The 13,826-nt window shown below is 68.9% G+C and carries 17 protein-coding genes and 1 tRNA gene; 7 read left to right on the top strand and 11 right to left on the bottom strand.

The window, feature by feature from the left end; all coding sequences use genetic code 11:
• The first annotated feature begins 43 nt into the window (after positions 1–43).
• The 4 genes from glpK (at position 44) to U9J39_RS26300 (ending at position 4,206) form a co-directional block, all read left to right on the top strand.
• Complete coding sequence (glpK, locus tag U9J39_RS26285; RefSeq protein ID WP_115710098.1) at positions 44–1,615, top strand: glycerol kinase GlpK; 1,572 nt, start codon at positions 44–46, stop codon at positions 1,613–1,615.
• 79 nt (positions 1,616–1,694) lie between these two features.
• Positions 1,695–3,299, top strand: coding sequence for a glycerol-3-phosphate dehydrogenase/oxidase (locus tag U9J39_RS26290; protein ID WP_115710100.1), 1,605 nt, complete (start codon positions 1,695–1,697; stop codon positions 3,297–3,299).
• Between the two features lie 62 nt (positions 3,300–3,361).
• Positions 3,362–3,739, top strand: a complete 378-nt coding sequence (locus U9J39_RS26295; RefSeq protein WP_116312771.1) for an MliC family protein — start codon at positions 3,362–3,364, stop codon at positions 3,737–3,739.
• Between the two features lie 92 nt (positions 3,740–3,831).
• A complete protein-coding gene (locus tag U9J39_RS26300; RefSeq protein WP_326348527.1) occupies positions 3,832–4,206 on the top strand; it encodes a hypothetical protein in 375 nt (124 codons plus the stop codon).
• 48 nt (positions 4,207–4,254) lie between these two features.
• On the opposite strand, the gene U9J39_RS26305 is transcribed toward U9J39_RS26300, so the two are convergent.
• From U9J39_RS26305 to U9J39_RS26330, 6 genes are all read right to left on the bottom strand, one after another.
• Positions 4,255–4,539, bottom strand: a complete 285-nt coding sequence (locus U9J39_RS26305) for a hypothetical protein (RefSeq protein WP_115710104.1) — start codon at positions 4,537–4,539, stop codon at positions 4,255–4,257.
• A 101-nt stretch (positions 4,540–4,640) separates the two neighbouring features.
• Positions 4,641–4,865 (bottom strand): hypothetical protein, encoded by a 225-nt coding sequence (locus tag U9J39_RS26310; protein ID WP_012353266.1) that lies wholly within the window; start codon positions 4,863–4,865, stop codon positions 4,641–4,643.
• Between the two features lie 113 nt (positions 4,866–4,978).
• A complete protein-coding gene (locus tag U9J39_RS26315) occupies positions 4,979–5,416 on the bottom strand; it encodes a YXWGXW repeat-containing protein (RefSeq protein ID WP_115710108.1) in 438 nt (145 codons plus the stop codon).
• 138 nt (positions 5,417–5,554) lie between these two features.
• A complete protein-coding gene (locus tag U9J39_RS26320) occupies positions 5,555–5,758 on the bottom strand; it encodes a hypothetical protein (protein WP_092309492.1) in 204 nt (67 codons plus the stop codon).
• Between the two features lie 67 nt (positions 5,759–5,825).
• Entirely contained in the window at positions 5,826–6,242 is a 417-nt protein-coding gene (locus tag U9J39_RS26325; RefSeq protein ID WP_115710109.1) for a lysozyme inhibitor LprI family protein, read from the bottom strand.
• A 51-nt stretch (positions 6,243–6,293) separates the two neighbouring features.
• A complete protein-coding gene (locus U9J39_RS26330; RefSeq protein WP_116312773.1) occupies positions 6,294–6,755 on the bottom strand; it encodes a CopD family protein in 462 nt (153 codons plus the stop codon).
• A 310-nt stretch (positions 6,756–7,065) separates the two neighbouring features.
• Here U9J39_RS26330 and U9J39_RS26335 point away from each other — a divergent pair, with 310 nt between their 5' ends.
• Genes U9J39_RS26335 through U9J39_RS26345 form a run of 3 tightly spaced genes read left to right on the top strand, consistent with a single transcriptional unit; the run spans position 7,066 to position 9,460 of the window.
• The gene (locus tag U9J39_RS26335; RefSeq protein ID WP_115710111.1) at positions 7,066–7,668 is read left to right on the top strand and encodes a YfiR family protein; all 603 of its coding nucleotides are present in this window, start codon (positions 7,066–7,068) and stop codon (positions 7,666–7,668) included.
• A complete protein-coding gene (locus U9J39_RS26340) occupies positions 7,665–8,930 on the top strand; it encodes a diguanylate cyclase domain-containing protein (protein WP_326348528.1) in 1,266 nt (421 codons plus the stop codon). Before U9J39_RS26335 ends, U9J39_RS26340 begins: the two co-directional genes overlap by 4 nt.
• Positions 8,931–8,938: 8 nt before the next feature.
• Positions 8,939–9,460, top strand: coding sequence for an OmpA family protein (locus U9J39_RS26345; RefSeq protein WP_116312774.1), 522 nt, complete (start codon positions 8,939–8,941; stop codon positions 9,458–9,460).
• A 9-nt stretch (positions 9,461–9,469) separates the two neighbouring features.
• On the opposite strand, the gene U9J39_RS26350 is transcribed toward U9J39_RS26345, so the two are convergent.
• The 5 genes from U9J39_RS26350 to U9J39_RS26370 all read right to left on the bottom strand — a co-directional run bounded on the left by U9J39_RS26350 (position 9,470) and on the right by U9J39_RS26370 (position 13,594).
• Complete coding sequence (locus tag U9J39_RS26350; protein WP_115680608.1) at positions 9,470–9,742, bottom strand: hypothetical protein; 273 nt, start codon at positions 9,740–9,742, stop codon at positions 9,470–9,472.
• Positions 9,743–9,803: 61 nt separating this feature from the next.
• Positions 9,804–10,652, bottom strand: coding sequence for a D-amino acid aminotransferase (locus U9J39_RS26355; protein ID WP_115710114.1), 849 nt, complete (start codon positions 10,650–10,652; stop codon positions 9,804–9,806).
• Between the two features lie 112 nt (positions 10,653–10,764).
• Complete coding sequence (locus U9J39_RS26360) at positions 10,765–11,256, bottom strand: GNAT family N-acetyltransferase (RefSeq protein WP_115710115.1); 492 nt, start codon at positions 11,254–11,256, stop codon at positions 10,765–10,767.
• A 134-nt stretch (positions 11,257–11,390) separates the two neighbouring features.
• A tRNA-Ser gene (locus tag U9J39_RS26365) sits at positions 11,391–11,481 on the bottom strand.
• A 61-nt stretch (positions 11,482–11,542) separates the two neighbouring features.
• Positions 11,543–13,594, bottom strand: coding sequence for a VC_2705 family sodium/solute symporter (locus U9J39_RS26370; protein ID WP_115710116.1), 2,052 nt, complete (start codon positions 13,592–13,594; stop codon positions 11,543–11,545).
• Between the last annotated feature and the right edge of the window lie 232 nt (positions 13,595–13,826).

The following is a 13,826-nucleotide window of genomic DNA, read 5'->3' on the forward strand; positions in this document are numbered from 1 at the left end:
ACCGGCCACGCCGGCGCGCATTGTCATTGTCAGGATCGAACGCATGAACCAGCCCGCCGCGCAGGCGCAGCGCCCTGCCCCGTCCCAGCTTCCCGCCGAGCCGCAATACGTGCTGGCGCTCGACCAGGGCACCAGCAGCTCGCGCGCCATCCTGTTCGACCATGCCGGCAACGTGGTGCGGCTGGCGCAGCGCGAGTTCCGCCAATATTACCCACATCCCGGCCACGTCGAGCACGACCCTTACGAGATCTGGCAATCGCAGCTGGCGGTGGCGCACACGGTGCTGGCCGACGCCGGCATCGGCGCCTCGCAGGTGCGCGCCATCGGCATCACCAACCAGCGCGAGACCACCGTGCTGTGGGACCGCAAGACCGGCGAGCCGGTCGGCCGCGCGCTGGTCTGGCAGGACCGCCGCACCGCGCCGATGTGCGAGGCGCTGCAGGCCGCCGGCCACGGCGAGCTGTTCCGCGAGAAGACCGGCCTGGTCATCGATGCCTATTTCTCCGGCACCAAGCTGCGCTGGATGCTCGACAACATCGAAGGCGCGCGGGAGCGCGCGCAGCGCGGCGAACTGGCCTTCGGCACCGTCGACAGCTGGCTGATCTGGCAGCTGACCGACGGCGCGCGCCATGTCACCGATGTCTCCAATGCCTCGCGCACGATGCTGTTCAACATCCACCGCTTCGAGTGGGACGACGCGCTGCTGGCGCTGCTCGACATCCCGCACGCGCTGCTGCCAGAGGTGGTGCCCTCCAGCGGCGAGGTCGCGCGCACGTCGGCGCGGCTGTTCGGCATGCCGATCCCGATTGCCGGCATCGCCGGCGACCAGCAGGCCGCCACCTTCGGCCAGGCCTGCCTGGTGCCCGGCATGGCCAAGAACACCTACGGTACCGGCTGCTTCCTGCTGATGAATACCGGCGCGCAGCCGGTCACGTCGCATAACCGGCTGCTGACCACCATCGGCTGGCAGTACCGCGGCCAGACCCAGTATTGCCTGGAGGGCGGCGTGTTCATGGGCGGCGCCACCATCCAGTGGCTGCGCGACGGCCTCAAGATCATCCAGAGCGCGCCCGAGGCCGAGGCGCTGGCGCGCCAGTGCGACGACAGCGGCGGCGTGGTGCTGGTGCCGGCCTTTGCCGGGCTGGGTGCGCCGCACTGGGACGCCTTTGCGCGCGGCACGCTGGTCGGCATGACGCGCGGCACCGGCAGGCCGCAGATCGCGCGCGCGGCGCTGGAATCGATCGCGCTGCAAAGCGTGGACGTGCTCGAGGCCATGCAGAAGGACGCCGGCATCGCGCTGGCCGAGCTGCGCGTGGACGGCGGCGCGTCGCGCAGCGACCTGCTGATGCAGATGCAGGCCGACCTGCTCGGCACCCCGGTGGTACGTCCGCGCGTAACCGAGACCACCGCGCTGGGCGCGGCCTACCTGGCGGGCCTGGCCACCGGCTACTGGAGCGACCCGGTGCAGATCGCGCAGCAATGGCAGGTGGAGCGGCGCTTCGAGCCCAACCTGTCGGCCGACCAGCGCGGCCACCGGCTCGCGCGCTGGCACCGGGCGGTCGAGCGCGCACGCGACTGGGCGCGCGATGACGACGCCGCCGCCGGCCACGGCTGAGCGTCGATCAAACCCGCCCCGCGCCACCACGTCCGGACCATCCGAACATTCCAGCCAGCACCCACCACACACCAGCGTCATGCAAAGTCTTCCCACCCCGATCCAGCCGCCCAGCCGCGCCGCCCTGCTCGCCACCCTGGAGCGCGAGCCGCGCTGGGACGTGATCGTCATCGGCGGCGGCGCCACCGGCCTGGGCACGGCCGTCGATGCCGCCTCGCGCGGCTACCGCACGCTGCTGGTCGAAGCCGCCGACTTTGCCAAGGGCACCTCGAGCAAGGCCACCAAGCTGGTGCATGGCGGCGTGCGCTACCTGGCGCAGGGCAATATCGGCCTGGTACGCGAGGCCCTGCACGAGCGCGGCCTGCTGGCGCGCAACGCGCCGCACCTGGTGTGGCCGCTGGGCTTCGTGGTGCCGGCCTACCAGATGTTCGACCAGCCCTTCTACGGCATCGGCCTCAAGCTCTACGACATGCTGGCCGGCAACCTCAACCTGTCCGGCAGCCGCTGGCTGAACCACCGCGAGGTGCTGGCCGCCGCGCCCAACCTGGCCGAGCACGTCGGCGGTCGCCCGCTGCGCGGCGGCAACCTTTATTTCGACGGCCAGTTCGACGATGCGCGGCTGGCGGTGGCGCTGATGCGGACCCTGTTCGACGTCGGCGGCACCGCGCTCAACTACATGCGCGCGACCGGGCTGAGCCAGCAAGGCGGCGTGATCAGCGGCGTGACGGTGCAGGACGTGCTCGGCGGCGCAACCTTCCGGTTGCGCGCCGATTGCGTGATCAATGCCACCGGCGTGTGGGTCGATGCCATCCGCCAGATGGAAGACGGGCATGCCCGCACCATGGTCGCGCCCAGCCAGGGCGTGCACCTGACGCTGCCGCGCAGCTTCCTGCCCGGCGAGCGCGCCATCCTGATCCCCAAGACCGACGACGGACGCGTGCTGTTCGTGGTGCCGTGGAACGGCCACACCATCGTCGGCACCACCGACACGCCGCGCCGCGACCTGCCGCTGGAGCCCGATGCGGGGGCCGACGATGTCGATTTCATCCTGGAAACGGCGTCGCGCTACCTGGCCAAGGACCCCACCCGCGCCGACGTCACCAGCGTCTGGGCCGGCCTGCGGCCGCTGGTGCGGGCCACTGGCGAGGCCTCCACCGCTTCGCTGTCGCGCGAGCATACGATCCTGGTGTCCAGGGCCGGGCTGATTACCGTCACCGGCGGCAAATGGACCACCTACCGCAAGATGGCCGAAGACGTGATCGAGACCGCGATCCAGCGCCAGATGGTGCGCGCCGCGCCATGCGTGACCGCGGAGCTGCCGCTGCATGGCGCCGCCGGCTTGCCGGCCGACCTGCCGCCGCCGGATTCGGGCTCGCCGGACCGCTACTACGGCAACGAGCTGGGCCTGCTGCGCGCGCTGCCGGGACACGAGCGGATGCTCGCCGGCGCCTCGGGACTGACCGAGGCCCATGTGCGCTTTGCCGCCCGGCATGAGCTGGCGCGCCGGGTCGAGGACGTGCTGGCGCGCCGCAACCGCGCGCTGTTCCTGGACGCGCGCGCGGCCGTTGACGCGGCACCGGCGGTGGCCGCGATCCTGGCCGAAGAACTTGCCGAGGATGCAGCCTGGCAGGCGCGCGAGGTGGAGAGCTTCCGCACGCTCGCGGCCGGCTACATGCTCGGCTGATCGCTCGCCGGAGCTGTCGCCATCCACCCGAACACAAACTTTCGACCAGACCAGACCACGCCATGCGCGATCGACCGACGCTGTCCCGCATTCATATCGTTGCCCTGCTGGCCGCGCTCTGCGCCAGCGCCACGGCCTACGCCGCCCGCGCGCCGGGCATCGACGGCGTGCGCTTTCCCGAGGTGCGCACCATGCGTTACCAGTGCGACGGCGGCAAGACGCTGACGGTGCGCTACTTCAACAGCCCCGACAACCAGGCCGCGGTGCTCCGCGTCGAAGGCAAGCCGGTGCTGGCGGTCAGCACGGTGGCGGCGTCCGGCGCGCGCTATGTCGGCGGACGCTACGAATGGTGGACCAAGGGCGAGTCAGGCACGCTGCGCGACCTGATGCAGGCCGAGAACGCCCCGCCCGCGCTGGCCAACTGCCACGCCGGGAGGTAGCGGGCACGGTCGCGGCACGGCCCGGGCCGCGCCATCTTTTGAAGCCGCGGCGTTCCGGGCGATAATGCGGGGATTGAATCAGGGAGAACACCATGGACGAGATTGAAGATCTGTCCGATCTGCCGATGCCCCGCTTTATCTGGGGCTTCGCCGTGATCGCGGGCAAGGGCGGCGAGGTCATGCACGACGAATTCGAGTACCTGACCCACACCCGCAGCCCGCGCTTCACCTGCCGCGTGGTCGAGCTGGAGGACATGCCGGCCGAAAGCGAAGAAGACGCCATCGACGGCCGCATCGTCCACGATGACGACCCGAGCCGCATGTTCTACATCACCGATGCCGGCATGGCGCTGGTCAATTTCCAGCTGTTCGACAAGATGCCCGACAAACAGAAGTTCAAGCGCATCTGCGACGAAGCCATCGCCAACTGGATGCTGCGCCGCGAGTTCCTCGACGAAGAGGAATAGGACTGAAGCAACGCCCGGGCCAGCGGCGGCGCGGCCGCCGCGCGGCGCTCAGGCCTGGCCCGGTTCCGGCGGCAACGCGCCGGCCAGCACTTCATTGAGCAACCCGGTCATGCCGCCCGGGTGATCGGCGGCCAGCGCCTGCAGGCGCTTCACCAGCGCGCCGTCGAGCTTGCACGCGAACGGCACCAGGCCTTGCTCCTGGTCCAGCCGGCGCTGCTCGCGCCGGTCCGGACGCGCCGCGGCGCCGGGAATGCCGCCCCGCCCCGCCGCCGCCTGCTTCAGGCTGTTGGCGATCTTCAGGCCCTTGTTTTTTTCCAGGTCCGTTTTCTTCACGGCAATATCCGAAAGTCTGTAGAGGGCGGTATTGTACGCACCCGCGGCGCCGGCGCGGCCGGCGCTACGGTGGTGGTGTCCGTTGCAGGCCTGTGCCTAGGCTATTCGTCGCTGACTTCGATCAGCTCGGCCGCCACCCGCTGGATTTCCGCATAGACCGGTATCGCGTCCATCGGGCCGGTGCAGCCCACCGCCGTGGCCTGGCTGGCATCGGCGCCGGGCGGCAGGAACACGAAGGCCATGCCCGGCTGCCAGCCGGGATGCTTGCGCAGGCTGTCGTTGAGGATGTCGAGATACTGCGCGCGCGTGAAGACGTGCCTTGCCATTGCTACCTCCGGAATCCGCTGCCGATGCGCCGCGCGGGCGCGGGTGTCATGGCGGGGATCGTAGCATGGCAGGGGTGTCCGGCGTCACCGCGCGGCGCCTGGCAGCGCGCCGGTCAGCATTCGCCCTTCTTGGCCTGGCCGGGCGGGCAATGGCCGCCCTTGTTGCCCTTGTTGCCGTGGCCTTGATTGCCGTTGCTTTTGCCCTTGTCCTTGTACCCGCCCTGGTCCCAGCGACCCGGCACCAGCACCCAGCCGTCGCGCGCCTGGATCCAGCGCGGCGACTCATAGACATAGCCCGGGCGCTCGCGCTCCCAGCGGCCCTTCTTCCAGGCGTGCTTGCGGTGGTGATCGTCCCAGTCCCAGTACCCGGGCATCCAGACATAGCCGGCGCGCGGAGCGGGCGCGGCCTCGTAGATCGGCGCCGGCGGCGGCACGCCAATGGCGATATTGACCGAGACCTGGGCCAGCGACCCCGCACTGAGGGTCAGGCCCGAACCTAGCAACGCGGCCAGCAGCAAGGCCCTGGCCGGGCGAAGCGCGCAATCCGACATGGCAGTCCTTTCTTGTGGAGGAACATGCCCATAGTCTAGTCCGCCGTGAGTCCCCGGCAAGTCAAGAATCGATATCGGCCGGCCATGGATGCCGGCGCGCAACAGCCCGGTGCAAGCCCCGCTTGCGCGCGGGCGATGCTAGTGATCCTCGGCCATCGCCTTGAGCTGGGCCTCGCCGGCAACGCGCGCGGCATCGGAGGTGGTGAAGGTATCGTCCGACACGATCGCGCGCCTGACCTGCTGCGCGCTGAAATCCACCAGCGCGATGACCCACACATAGCGCCCCGACTGGGGTGCGGTCTGCACGAAAGCCTTGAGGTTGTGGCGCGATTCGTTTGCCATGATCCATCTCCGGTTGAGACGTGCCGCAGCACAGGGGTCAGGCAACTCTAGCACAAGGCCCGCCAGCTCACCGGCCGGCGGCCTCGGTGGCGAAGTCGCGCAATTCGCGCACGCGCGCGGCGGTCATCTCCAGCAGGCAGGACGCGCCCGCCACGCGCGCCGCGCTGCCGCCGGCAGGATTGGAGACATAGGCGCAATTGGCCTGGCGGTAATCCAGCCAGGCCCGCTGCGCCACCCGCAACTGTCCGGTGCGCGGCGCCTCCAGCCGCCGCAGCAGCGACTGGTAAGCGCGATTCAACGCCGTATCCTGCACGCGCGACTCCAGCGCCGCGCAGTTGAGCATGTCGGCGTTCGAAACGGCCTTGTCCATGCAGCGCTCATAGTCGGCGCTCAGGCCGCCATTCTGCGTGCCATTTTCCGCGGCGGCGACGGGGATGGCCGCCACGGTCAGACCAGCGACGGCAACACATGCGAGGACGCGCATAGCAATTCTCCGTTTGCGTGGTTGTGACAAGACCAGCCGACGCGGATCCGCTCAGGCAAGCCAGCGACCCAGCGTCGCCACGGCGATATTGGCCAGCCCCAGCACGAGGTTGGTCCCTACCGCCTGCCGGATGCGGTTCAGGGCGGCACCGGCGGCTGGCCAGTCCTGGGCCTCGACGGCCCGGCCCAGCACCCGGTAGGGGCCGAACCAGACGTAGCAGAAGATCCCCGCCATGACGAGGCCGATGCCCAGCATCAGGTGCCAGTTGCGTGGTGCGCCCGCCATGCCAGCTGCCGCCATCATCGCGCCACCGCTCAGCAGGATCGCCGCCACCGACGCCCATACCCACGGGAAGAACCGGGCAAACACCCCGCGCCACAGGCGCAGGCGCGGCGGCGGCTCCAGCAGGTTGCCGGCCACCGGCCGCAGGCACAGGTAGGCGAAGAACATGCCGCCGACCCAGACGGCGACGCCGGTCAGGTGCAGCAGGCGGAGAAGAGGATCGGCGATCATGGCGGCAGGGGGCGAGTTGGACGAATTGAGGCAATGGCCACATTCTAAGTGTTGCGTCCGCCACGGCGAAGCCTGGCATGCGCGCAGCAGCGGTCGCAGCGGGGTTCAGGAAAGCAACCGCGGGGCCGATAAACATTTCGTATCACGCCGCGCCACGAGCCGGTCTCCGAAGCATCCCGCTCGTGCCGCCCGTTTTCGCCCGAGCCACGGCAAAGCCGCACGCTTGACCGCCCGGAACTCGGCCACAGACAATACGCGCGGCCAGACTACAACACCGCAACCGGCCGCCCCGCCCCCTTCGCTCCAGACCATGGCGCCTGCCCCAGCCAGCCCCCCGCCAACCCCGCCCGCTGCCCGTGCACGACCGCTGCTGCGCCGCGGCCTGACCGCGCTGTTGCTGGCGGTGACGCTGGCAGTGCTGCCGGCCATGCTGCCCCCGGCGGTCACCGCGCAGCCCGCGCCGCAACGGGCCGACCTGGTCGCGCGCGTCGTCATCAGCCTGCTCGGCTACGCGCGCTGGCCGGTGGAGCGCGATCCGGTGCGGCTGTGCGTCGATCACGCCAGCCGCTATGCGGCCCGGCTCAAGGAAGGCGGCACGCTCGCCAATGGCCGCACCGTGCAGACCCGCCAGGTCGACGTGCTGGCCGAGATGCTGCACCCGGCGTGCGATGCGCTGTACGTGGGCACCATGAACGAACCGCGCCGCAAGCGCCTGTCGGCCGAGCTGACCGGCCGCCCGGTGCTGGTCATCGCCGAAGAAGACTTCGAGTGCGAGGTGGGCAGCATGTTCTGCCTCAACATCCGCGACAACCAGGTCTCGTTCCGCGTCAACCTCGATACCCTCGCCCGCAGCGGCGTGCATATGCACCCCGGCGTGCTGCAGCTCGGCCGCCGCAAGGGAGCGCCGTCATGAGCCAGCGCCAGCCGGTGCGCGGGCAAGGCGCGCGCCCCACCCTCTACAGCGTGCTGCGCCGTATCCACCTGGGCGTGGCGCTGATCGCGGTATGCACTGCGGGCCTGGCGCTGACCGCGATCGGCGTCACCGCGCTGCGTGTCTACGCCGACCACAACGTGCGGCTGGTGGCACGCTCGATCGCCTATACGCTGGAAGCGCCGGTGGTGTTCCGCGACCAGGCGGCCACCGCCGAAACGCTGGCCGCGATCGCGGCCTCGGAAGACATCGCCCGCGCCACCGTCTATGACCGCGACCACCACGTGCTGGCGGTATGGCAGCGCCCCGGCCAGGCCCCGCTGACCGGCCTGCGCCACGCGCTGCTCGAATGGCTGGGCACCGATGCGGTCGAGCAGCCCATCGTGCACCAGGCGCAGCAAGTCGGCACGCTGCGCGTCAGCGGCGACCCGCGCAACCTGCTGCACTTCCTGCTGCAAGGCGCGCTGGGGCTGCTGGCCTGCCTGCTGCTGACCGCGGTCGGCGCCCACTACCTGGCCAGCCGGCTGCTGGTGCAGATCATCGAGCCGCTGCGCAACCTGATGCGGGTGGCGCACGCAGTGCGTTCGCAGCGCGATTTCGCGCAGCGAACGCCGCCGGCCAGCATCGCCGAGCTCAATGCCCTGAGCGATGACTTCAACGGCCTGCTCGACGAACTGCAGACCTGGCAGAACCAGATGCAGCACGAAAACCGCTCGCTCGCCCACCGCGCCAACCATGATGCCCTGACCGGGCTGCTGAACCGCGCCGCCTTCGTCGAAGCGCTGGAGCACGCGGTGCGCCACGCCGCCGCCAACGACGAATATGCCGCGGTGCTGTACCTGGACAGCGACGATTTCAAGCACGTCAACGACCGCCACGGCCATGCCGCGGGCGACGCGGTGCTGGTCGCGGTGGCCCAGCGCATCCGCGCCAGCCTGCGCGGCCGCGACACCGTGGCGCGCATCGGCGGCGACGAATTCGCGGTGCTGGCCACCGCGCTGCGCGCGCCGGCCGACGTCATCCAGATCGCCGAACATATCCTGCAGGCGATGGCTCGCCCGATCGACCTGCCCGACGGCAGCTCGGTGCAGGCCTCGCTCAGCATCGGACTTGCCGTCTTCCCGGTCCACGCGCAAGGCAGCCAGGCCCTGCTGCACGCCGCCGACGCCGCCATGTACGGCGCCAAGCGGCGCTCCGGCGGCATCTGGCAAAGCGCCGAGCCGCGCCTCGACGTCACGCAGTGAGAATCCACATGTTTGCAAGCCGTCCCCCGACAAGCCTCACATCCAGATGGAAAGCCTGGGTAGCCGCCGTCATGCTGGCCAGCCTCGCCGTGGCGGGCTGCCAGGCCACGCCGCCCGCCGGCCGGCTGTCGCCGGCGCAGCTGGCGGTCTTGCAGCAGGAGGGCTTCATGCAGACCGGCGAAGGCTGGGAGCTGGGCCTCACCGACAAGGTGCTGTTCGGTTTCAACGAAGACCTGATCGAAGGGGACCGCGCCGCCAATGTGCAGCGCATCGGCCGGGCGCTGAGAGGCGTGGGCATCGAGCGCCTGCGCGTGGATGGCCATACCGATGACGCCGGCTCGGCGGACTACAACCAGTCGCTGTCGGTGCGGCGCGCCGAGGCCGTGGCCAGGCTGCTGGCCGATGCCGGCTTTGCGCGCGACAGCATCGAGGTGCGCGGGCTGGGCAAGGCCCGCCCGGTGGCGGACAACCGCACCGCCGCGGGACGCGCCGAGAACCGGCGCGTCGCCATCATCGTTTCGGTGGATTAGACCGCCGGCTCAGTCGCCGAAGGGATTGGGCGCGCGGTTCTCCAGCGCCTCGTTCAGGTCGAACTCGTCGCGCACCTTGTCGACCACCGCGCGCACACTGGCGGCATAGCCGTGCAGATTGTCGAAGGCCATGTCCCAGTTGCGCCCGCGCGCGTCGCGCGGATGGGGCTGCGGTGCCGGCACCCGGATCCTGGCACCGTCTTCGCCGATTTCATCGATCTGCTGGATACGCCGGCCGACCTCGTCCTGCAAGGCACGCCGGCCGCGCTCACGCTTGGCCATGACTGACTCCTGGCTGAATCCCAACGCATCCTAGCACGCGTCGGGAGACCCTTCCAGGCACTTACAGCGCCGCCTTGGCCGCCTGGTAAGCCGCGTACAGGCGCGCGAACACCGGCCCCGGCACGCCCTTGCCGATCGGACGGCCATCGATGCTGACCACCGGCAGCAACTCCTTGCTGGCCGACGACAGCAGCACCTCGTCGGCGGCAAATACCTCGTCCCTGGCGATCCGGCGCGACTCCAGCGCAATCCCCATCGCCTCGCAGATTTCTTCCATGAAGCCGTAGCGGATGCCTTCCAGGATCAGGTTGTCCTTGGGCGGCGCCGACACGCGGCCATCGCGCACCACCCACACATTGGACGCCGACGCCTCGGTCAGCCAGCCGTCGCGAAACTGGATCGCCTCGGTCACGCCCTGCTCCACCGCATGCTGCGCCGCCAGCACGTTGCCGAGCAGCGAGGTCGACTTGATCTGGCAATTCAGCCAGCGCCGGTCCTCCATGGTCACGCACGCGACACCTTGCTCGACCATCTGCGCCGACGGCAGCGCCATCGGATTGGTCATGATCAGCACCGTCGGCACCACCTCCTTCGGAAAGGCATGGGTGCGCTTGGCCACGCCACGGGTCACCTGGATATAGACCAGCTGATCCGACAGGCCATTGGCCCTGACCACCTCGCCGACACGCTCCAGCCACTGCGCGGCGCTGTACGGGTCGGGAATGCCGATGCCCTCCAGGCTCCGGTGCAGCCGCGCCAGGTGCTGCGCGCCGCGGAAAGGCTTGCCGTGGTAATACGGGATCACCTCATAAATGCCGTCGCCGAAGATAAAGCCGCGGTCCAGCACAGGGATGCGGGCCTCGGAGAGCGGGGTCAGGGTGCCGTTGAGGTGGACGATGGGGTCGGACATGGTTGCAGGGGGCAGTTCGAAAGAGATGCCTGATTCTTTCACGCGCGGCCCGGCAAGGTCATGCAATCTACGCATGAGCACGGCCGCGCGCCACTCCGGCAAAGTGGCCCGATCAGGCCGGCGCCAGCGCCTTTGACAGCAGCACCGTGGTGAAGCCGCTGTCCCAGCTTTCATCGGGATAGAAATCGATCTCGGCATAGCCGTGGCGCCGATAGAATGCCCGGCTTTGCTGGTTGAACGTATCCGTCTCCAGCCGCGCCTCGCGATGTCCGGCGCGCGCCATCTCGGCTTCCGCATGCGCCAGCAGCGCCCCGCCCAGCCCCATCCGCTGCCAGGCCCGGCCGACATGCAGCGCCCAGACGAAATTGTTTTCCCAATCCACCATCGCGGCCGGCACGCCGTCCACGCAGGCAACACGGAATTCCTGCAATCGTGCTTCGACGTAGCTGCGGGTCTTGCCTTGCTGTTCGAACGCCGCTGCGGCGGCGGGAGCCAGTTGCGGCTTCCAGGTGCCGAGGTAGGTGTCGATGAGGATCGCTTCCACGGCTTGCGCGTCCGAGGGCAAGGCGGGGCGGATTTCGAAATGGGAGGTGAAATTGGTCATGGGACGAGAGCATAACCGGGACGCGGAAGAATCGGCAGCCCTTGCGCGGGCTCGCTCCAAGCCAGTTGACCGGCCCGGAAAACGAAAAAGCCGCCCGGAGAACGGGCGGCTTTGCATGGTCTTGCTCGGTGTTCTGGCGGAGAGAGGGGGATTCGAACCCCCGATAGGCTATTAACCTATACACGCTTTCCAGGCGTGCGACTTAAACCACTCATCCATCTCTCCGGGAAGTCCGCGATTATAGCAGAGTTGCCGGTCGAATCCAGTACCTCGTCACCACCCTGCCCTACCCCTTGCGCAGGTAGGTCACCAGCCGGTCGATCACCGGTGCGTTGCGGGGCGTCAGCAGGCTGACCACGATCGCTACCGCGAAGCCCGCGGGAACCCCGAAGGCGCCGGAGGCGATGGGATCCACGCCGAACCAGCGGTTGCCGAAAATGCCGGTCATGCGGGTGAAGAAGGGATAGTTGACGAAGATGTAGTACACCGCCACGCCCAGCCCGGCGACCATGCCGGCGAAGGCGCCGGCGGCGGTGGTGCGGCGCCAGAAGATGCCCAGGATCAGGACCGGGAAGAAGCTCGAGGCCGCCAGCGAGAAGGCGGCGCCGACCAGGAACAGGATATTGCCGGGGCGCAGCGATGTGACGTACGAGGCGAACAGTGCCACGGCCAGCAGCACGATCTTGGCGGTGGTGACGCGCCGCTGGTGGCTCGCCTGGCGGTCGACCATGTGATAGAAGACGTCGTGCGAAAGCGCGTTGGCAATGGTCAGCAGCAGGCCGTCCGCCGTCGAGAGCGCGGCGGCCAGCGCGCCGGCGGCGATCAGCCCCGAGATGACGTATGGCAGGCCGGCAATCTCCGGGGCGGCGAGCACGATCATGTCGGGCTGCAGCAGGATTTCGGCCCATTGCACGATGCCGTCGCCGTTGACGTCGCGAATGCCGAACACCGGTGGATCGACCTTGCGCCATTGCACCACCCACTGCGGCAGGTCGGCGTACGGGGTACCGACCAGGTGCTCGAAGAACTCGTACTTCACCAGCGCCGCGAGCGTGGGTGCCGAGACATAGAGCAAGGCGATGCAGAACACGGCCCAGGCCACGGAGTTGCGCGTCTCCCTGACCGAGGGCGTGGTGTAGAGCCGCGTCAGGATGTGAGGCAGGCTGGCGGTGCCCACCATCAGGCAGAACACCAGCAGGACGAAATTGAGCCGCTTGGTCTTGCGCTCCTGCTCGGATGCCGCGGGATAGGGTTCGGTGGACGACATCGAATGGCGGCTGCGGGCCAGTGCCTCTTCGCGTTGCTGGTGCCATTGCTGCTGCGCGGCGGCGGCATCGCGCGGGAATTCGAGCCGTTCGCGCTCGAGCGCCTTGATCTCGCGCAGCGGCGCATTGCGCGTGCGCAGGTCCTGCAGGCGCGCATCCAGCGCGTCGCGCTCCTGCGCGAAGGACTCAGGCAAGCGCGCGATGCGCTCCTGCAGCAGGATGGCCTGCTGCCGGTAGTAGTCGCGCACTGCCCGCTCGGCCGGCTCGCGCTCCAGCTGCTGTTCACGGGCATCCAGCTGCGTCAGCAGCGTGCCGTAGCTGAGTTGCGGCAGCGGTTCCTGGTGGTGTTTCCACGCGATCATCGACACCGTGACCAGGAACGCCACGATCATCATGATGTACTGCGCCACCTGCGTCCACGTGACCGCGCGCATGCCGCCCAGGAAGGAGCAGACCAGGATGCCCGCCAGGCCGAAGAAAATGCCGACGGCAAATTCGACGCCGATGAAGCGCGTCACCACCAGCCCCACGCCCTGGATCTGCGCCACCAGGTAGACGAACGAGCAAAGCGAGGCGGCCAGCACCGCGATCGCGCGCACCGGCAGGTTGCCGCCGGGCTTGCCGTTGCCGTAGCGCGCGGCAAGGAAGTCGGGGATGGTATAGCCGCCGTACTTGCGCAGGTATGGCGCCAGCAGGAAGGCCACCAGGCAATAGCCGCCGGTCCATCCCATCACATAGGCCAGCCCTTCGTAGCCCGAGGAAAACAGGATGCCGGCCAGGCCGATGAACGATGCCGCGCTCATCCAGTCGGCGGCAATCGCCATGCCGTTGAACATCGCCGGCACGCGCCGCGACGCGACGTAGTACTCGTTGAGGTCCGAGGTGCGGCAGATCAGCCCGATGCAGGCATAGATCGCGATGGTGATGAACAGGAAGACGTAGCCCAGCCACAGCGCATCGGCATTGGAGCGTTCCAGCAATCCCATCATCCCCACGAAGCCGAACAGCCCCAGCGTGAACAGGCCGTAGTAGAGCAGCAACCGTCGGCGAAAGCGCGCCTGGGCTTCGGGCATGAGGGGACAGTCCGTGTCGGTGGGAAGCTATCGTAACAAACCCGCCGGCGCGCGGGTGCGCGGCGGCGGGTTCAGGGCTCGGCTCCGGGTAGCCGGGTCACCGGCGGGGTTACTGCGCCTGTTTCAGCTGATCGAGGATGGCCGGATTCTCCAGTGTCGAGGTGTCCTGCGTAATCTCTTCGCCCTTGGCCAGCGACCGCAGCAGGCGGCGCATGATCTTGCCCGAGCGCGT

Origin of the sequence: Cupriavidus sp. SS-3, assembly GCF_035818815.1 — a bacterium.
GTDB classification, from domain to species: Bacteria; Pseudomonadota; Gammaproteobacteria; order Burkholderiales; family Burkholderiaceae; genus Cupriavidus; species Cupriavidus taiwanensis_C.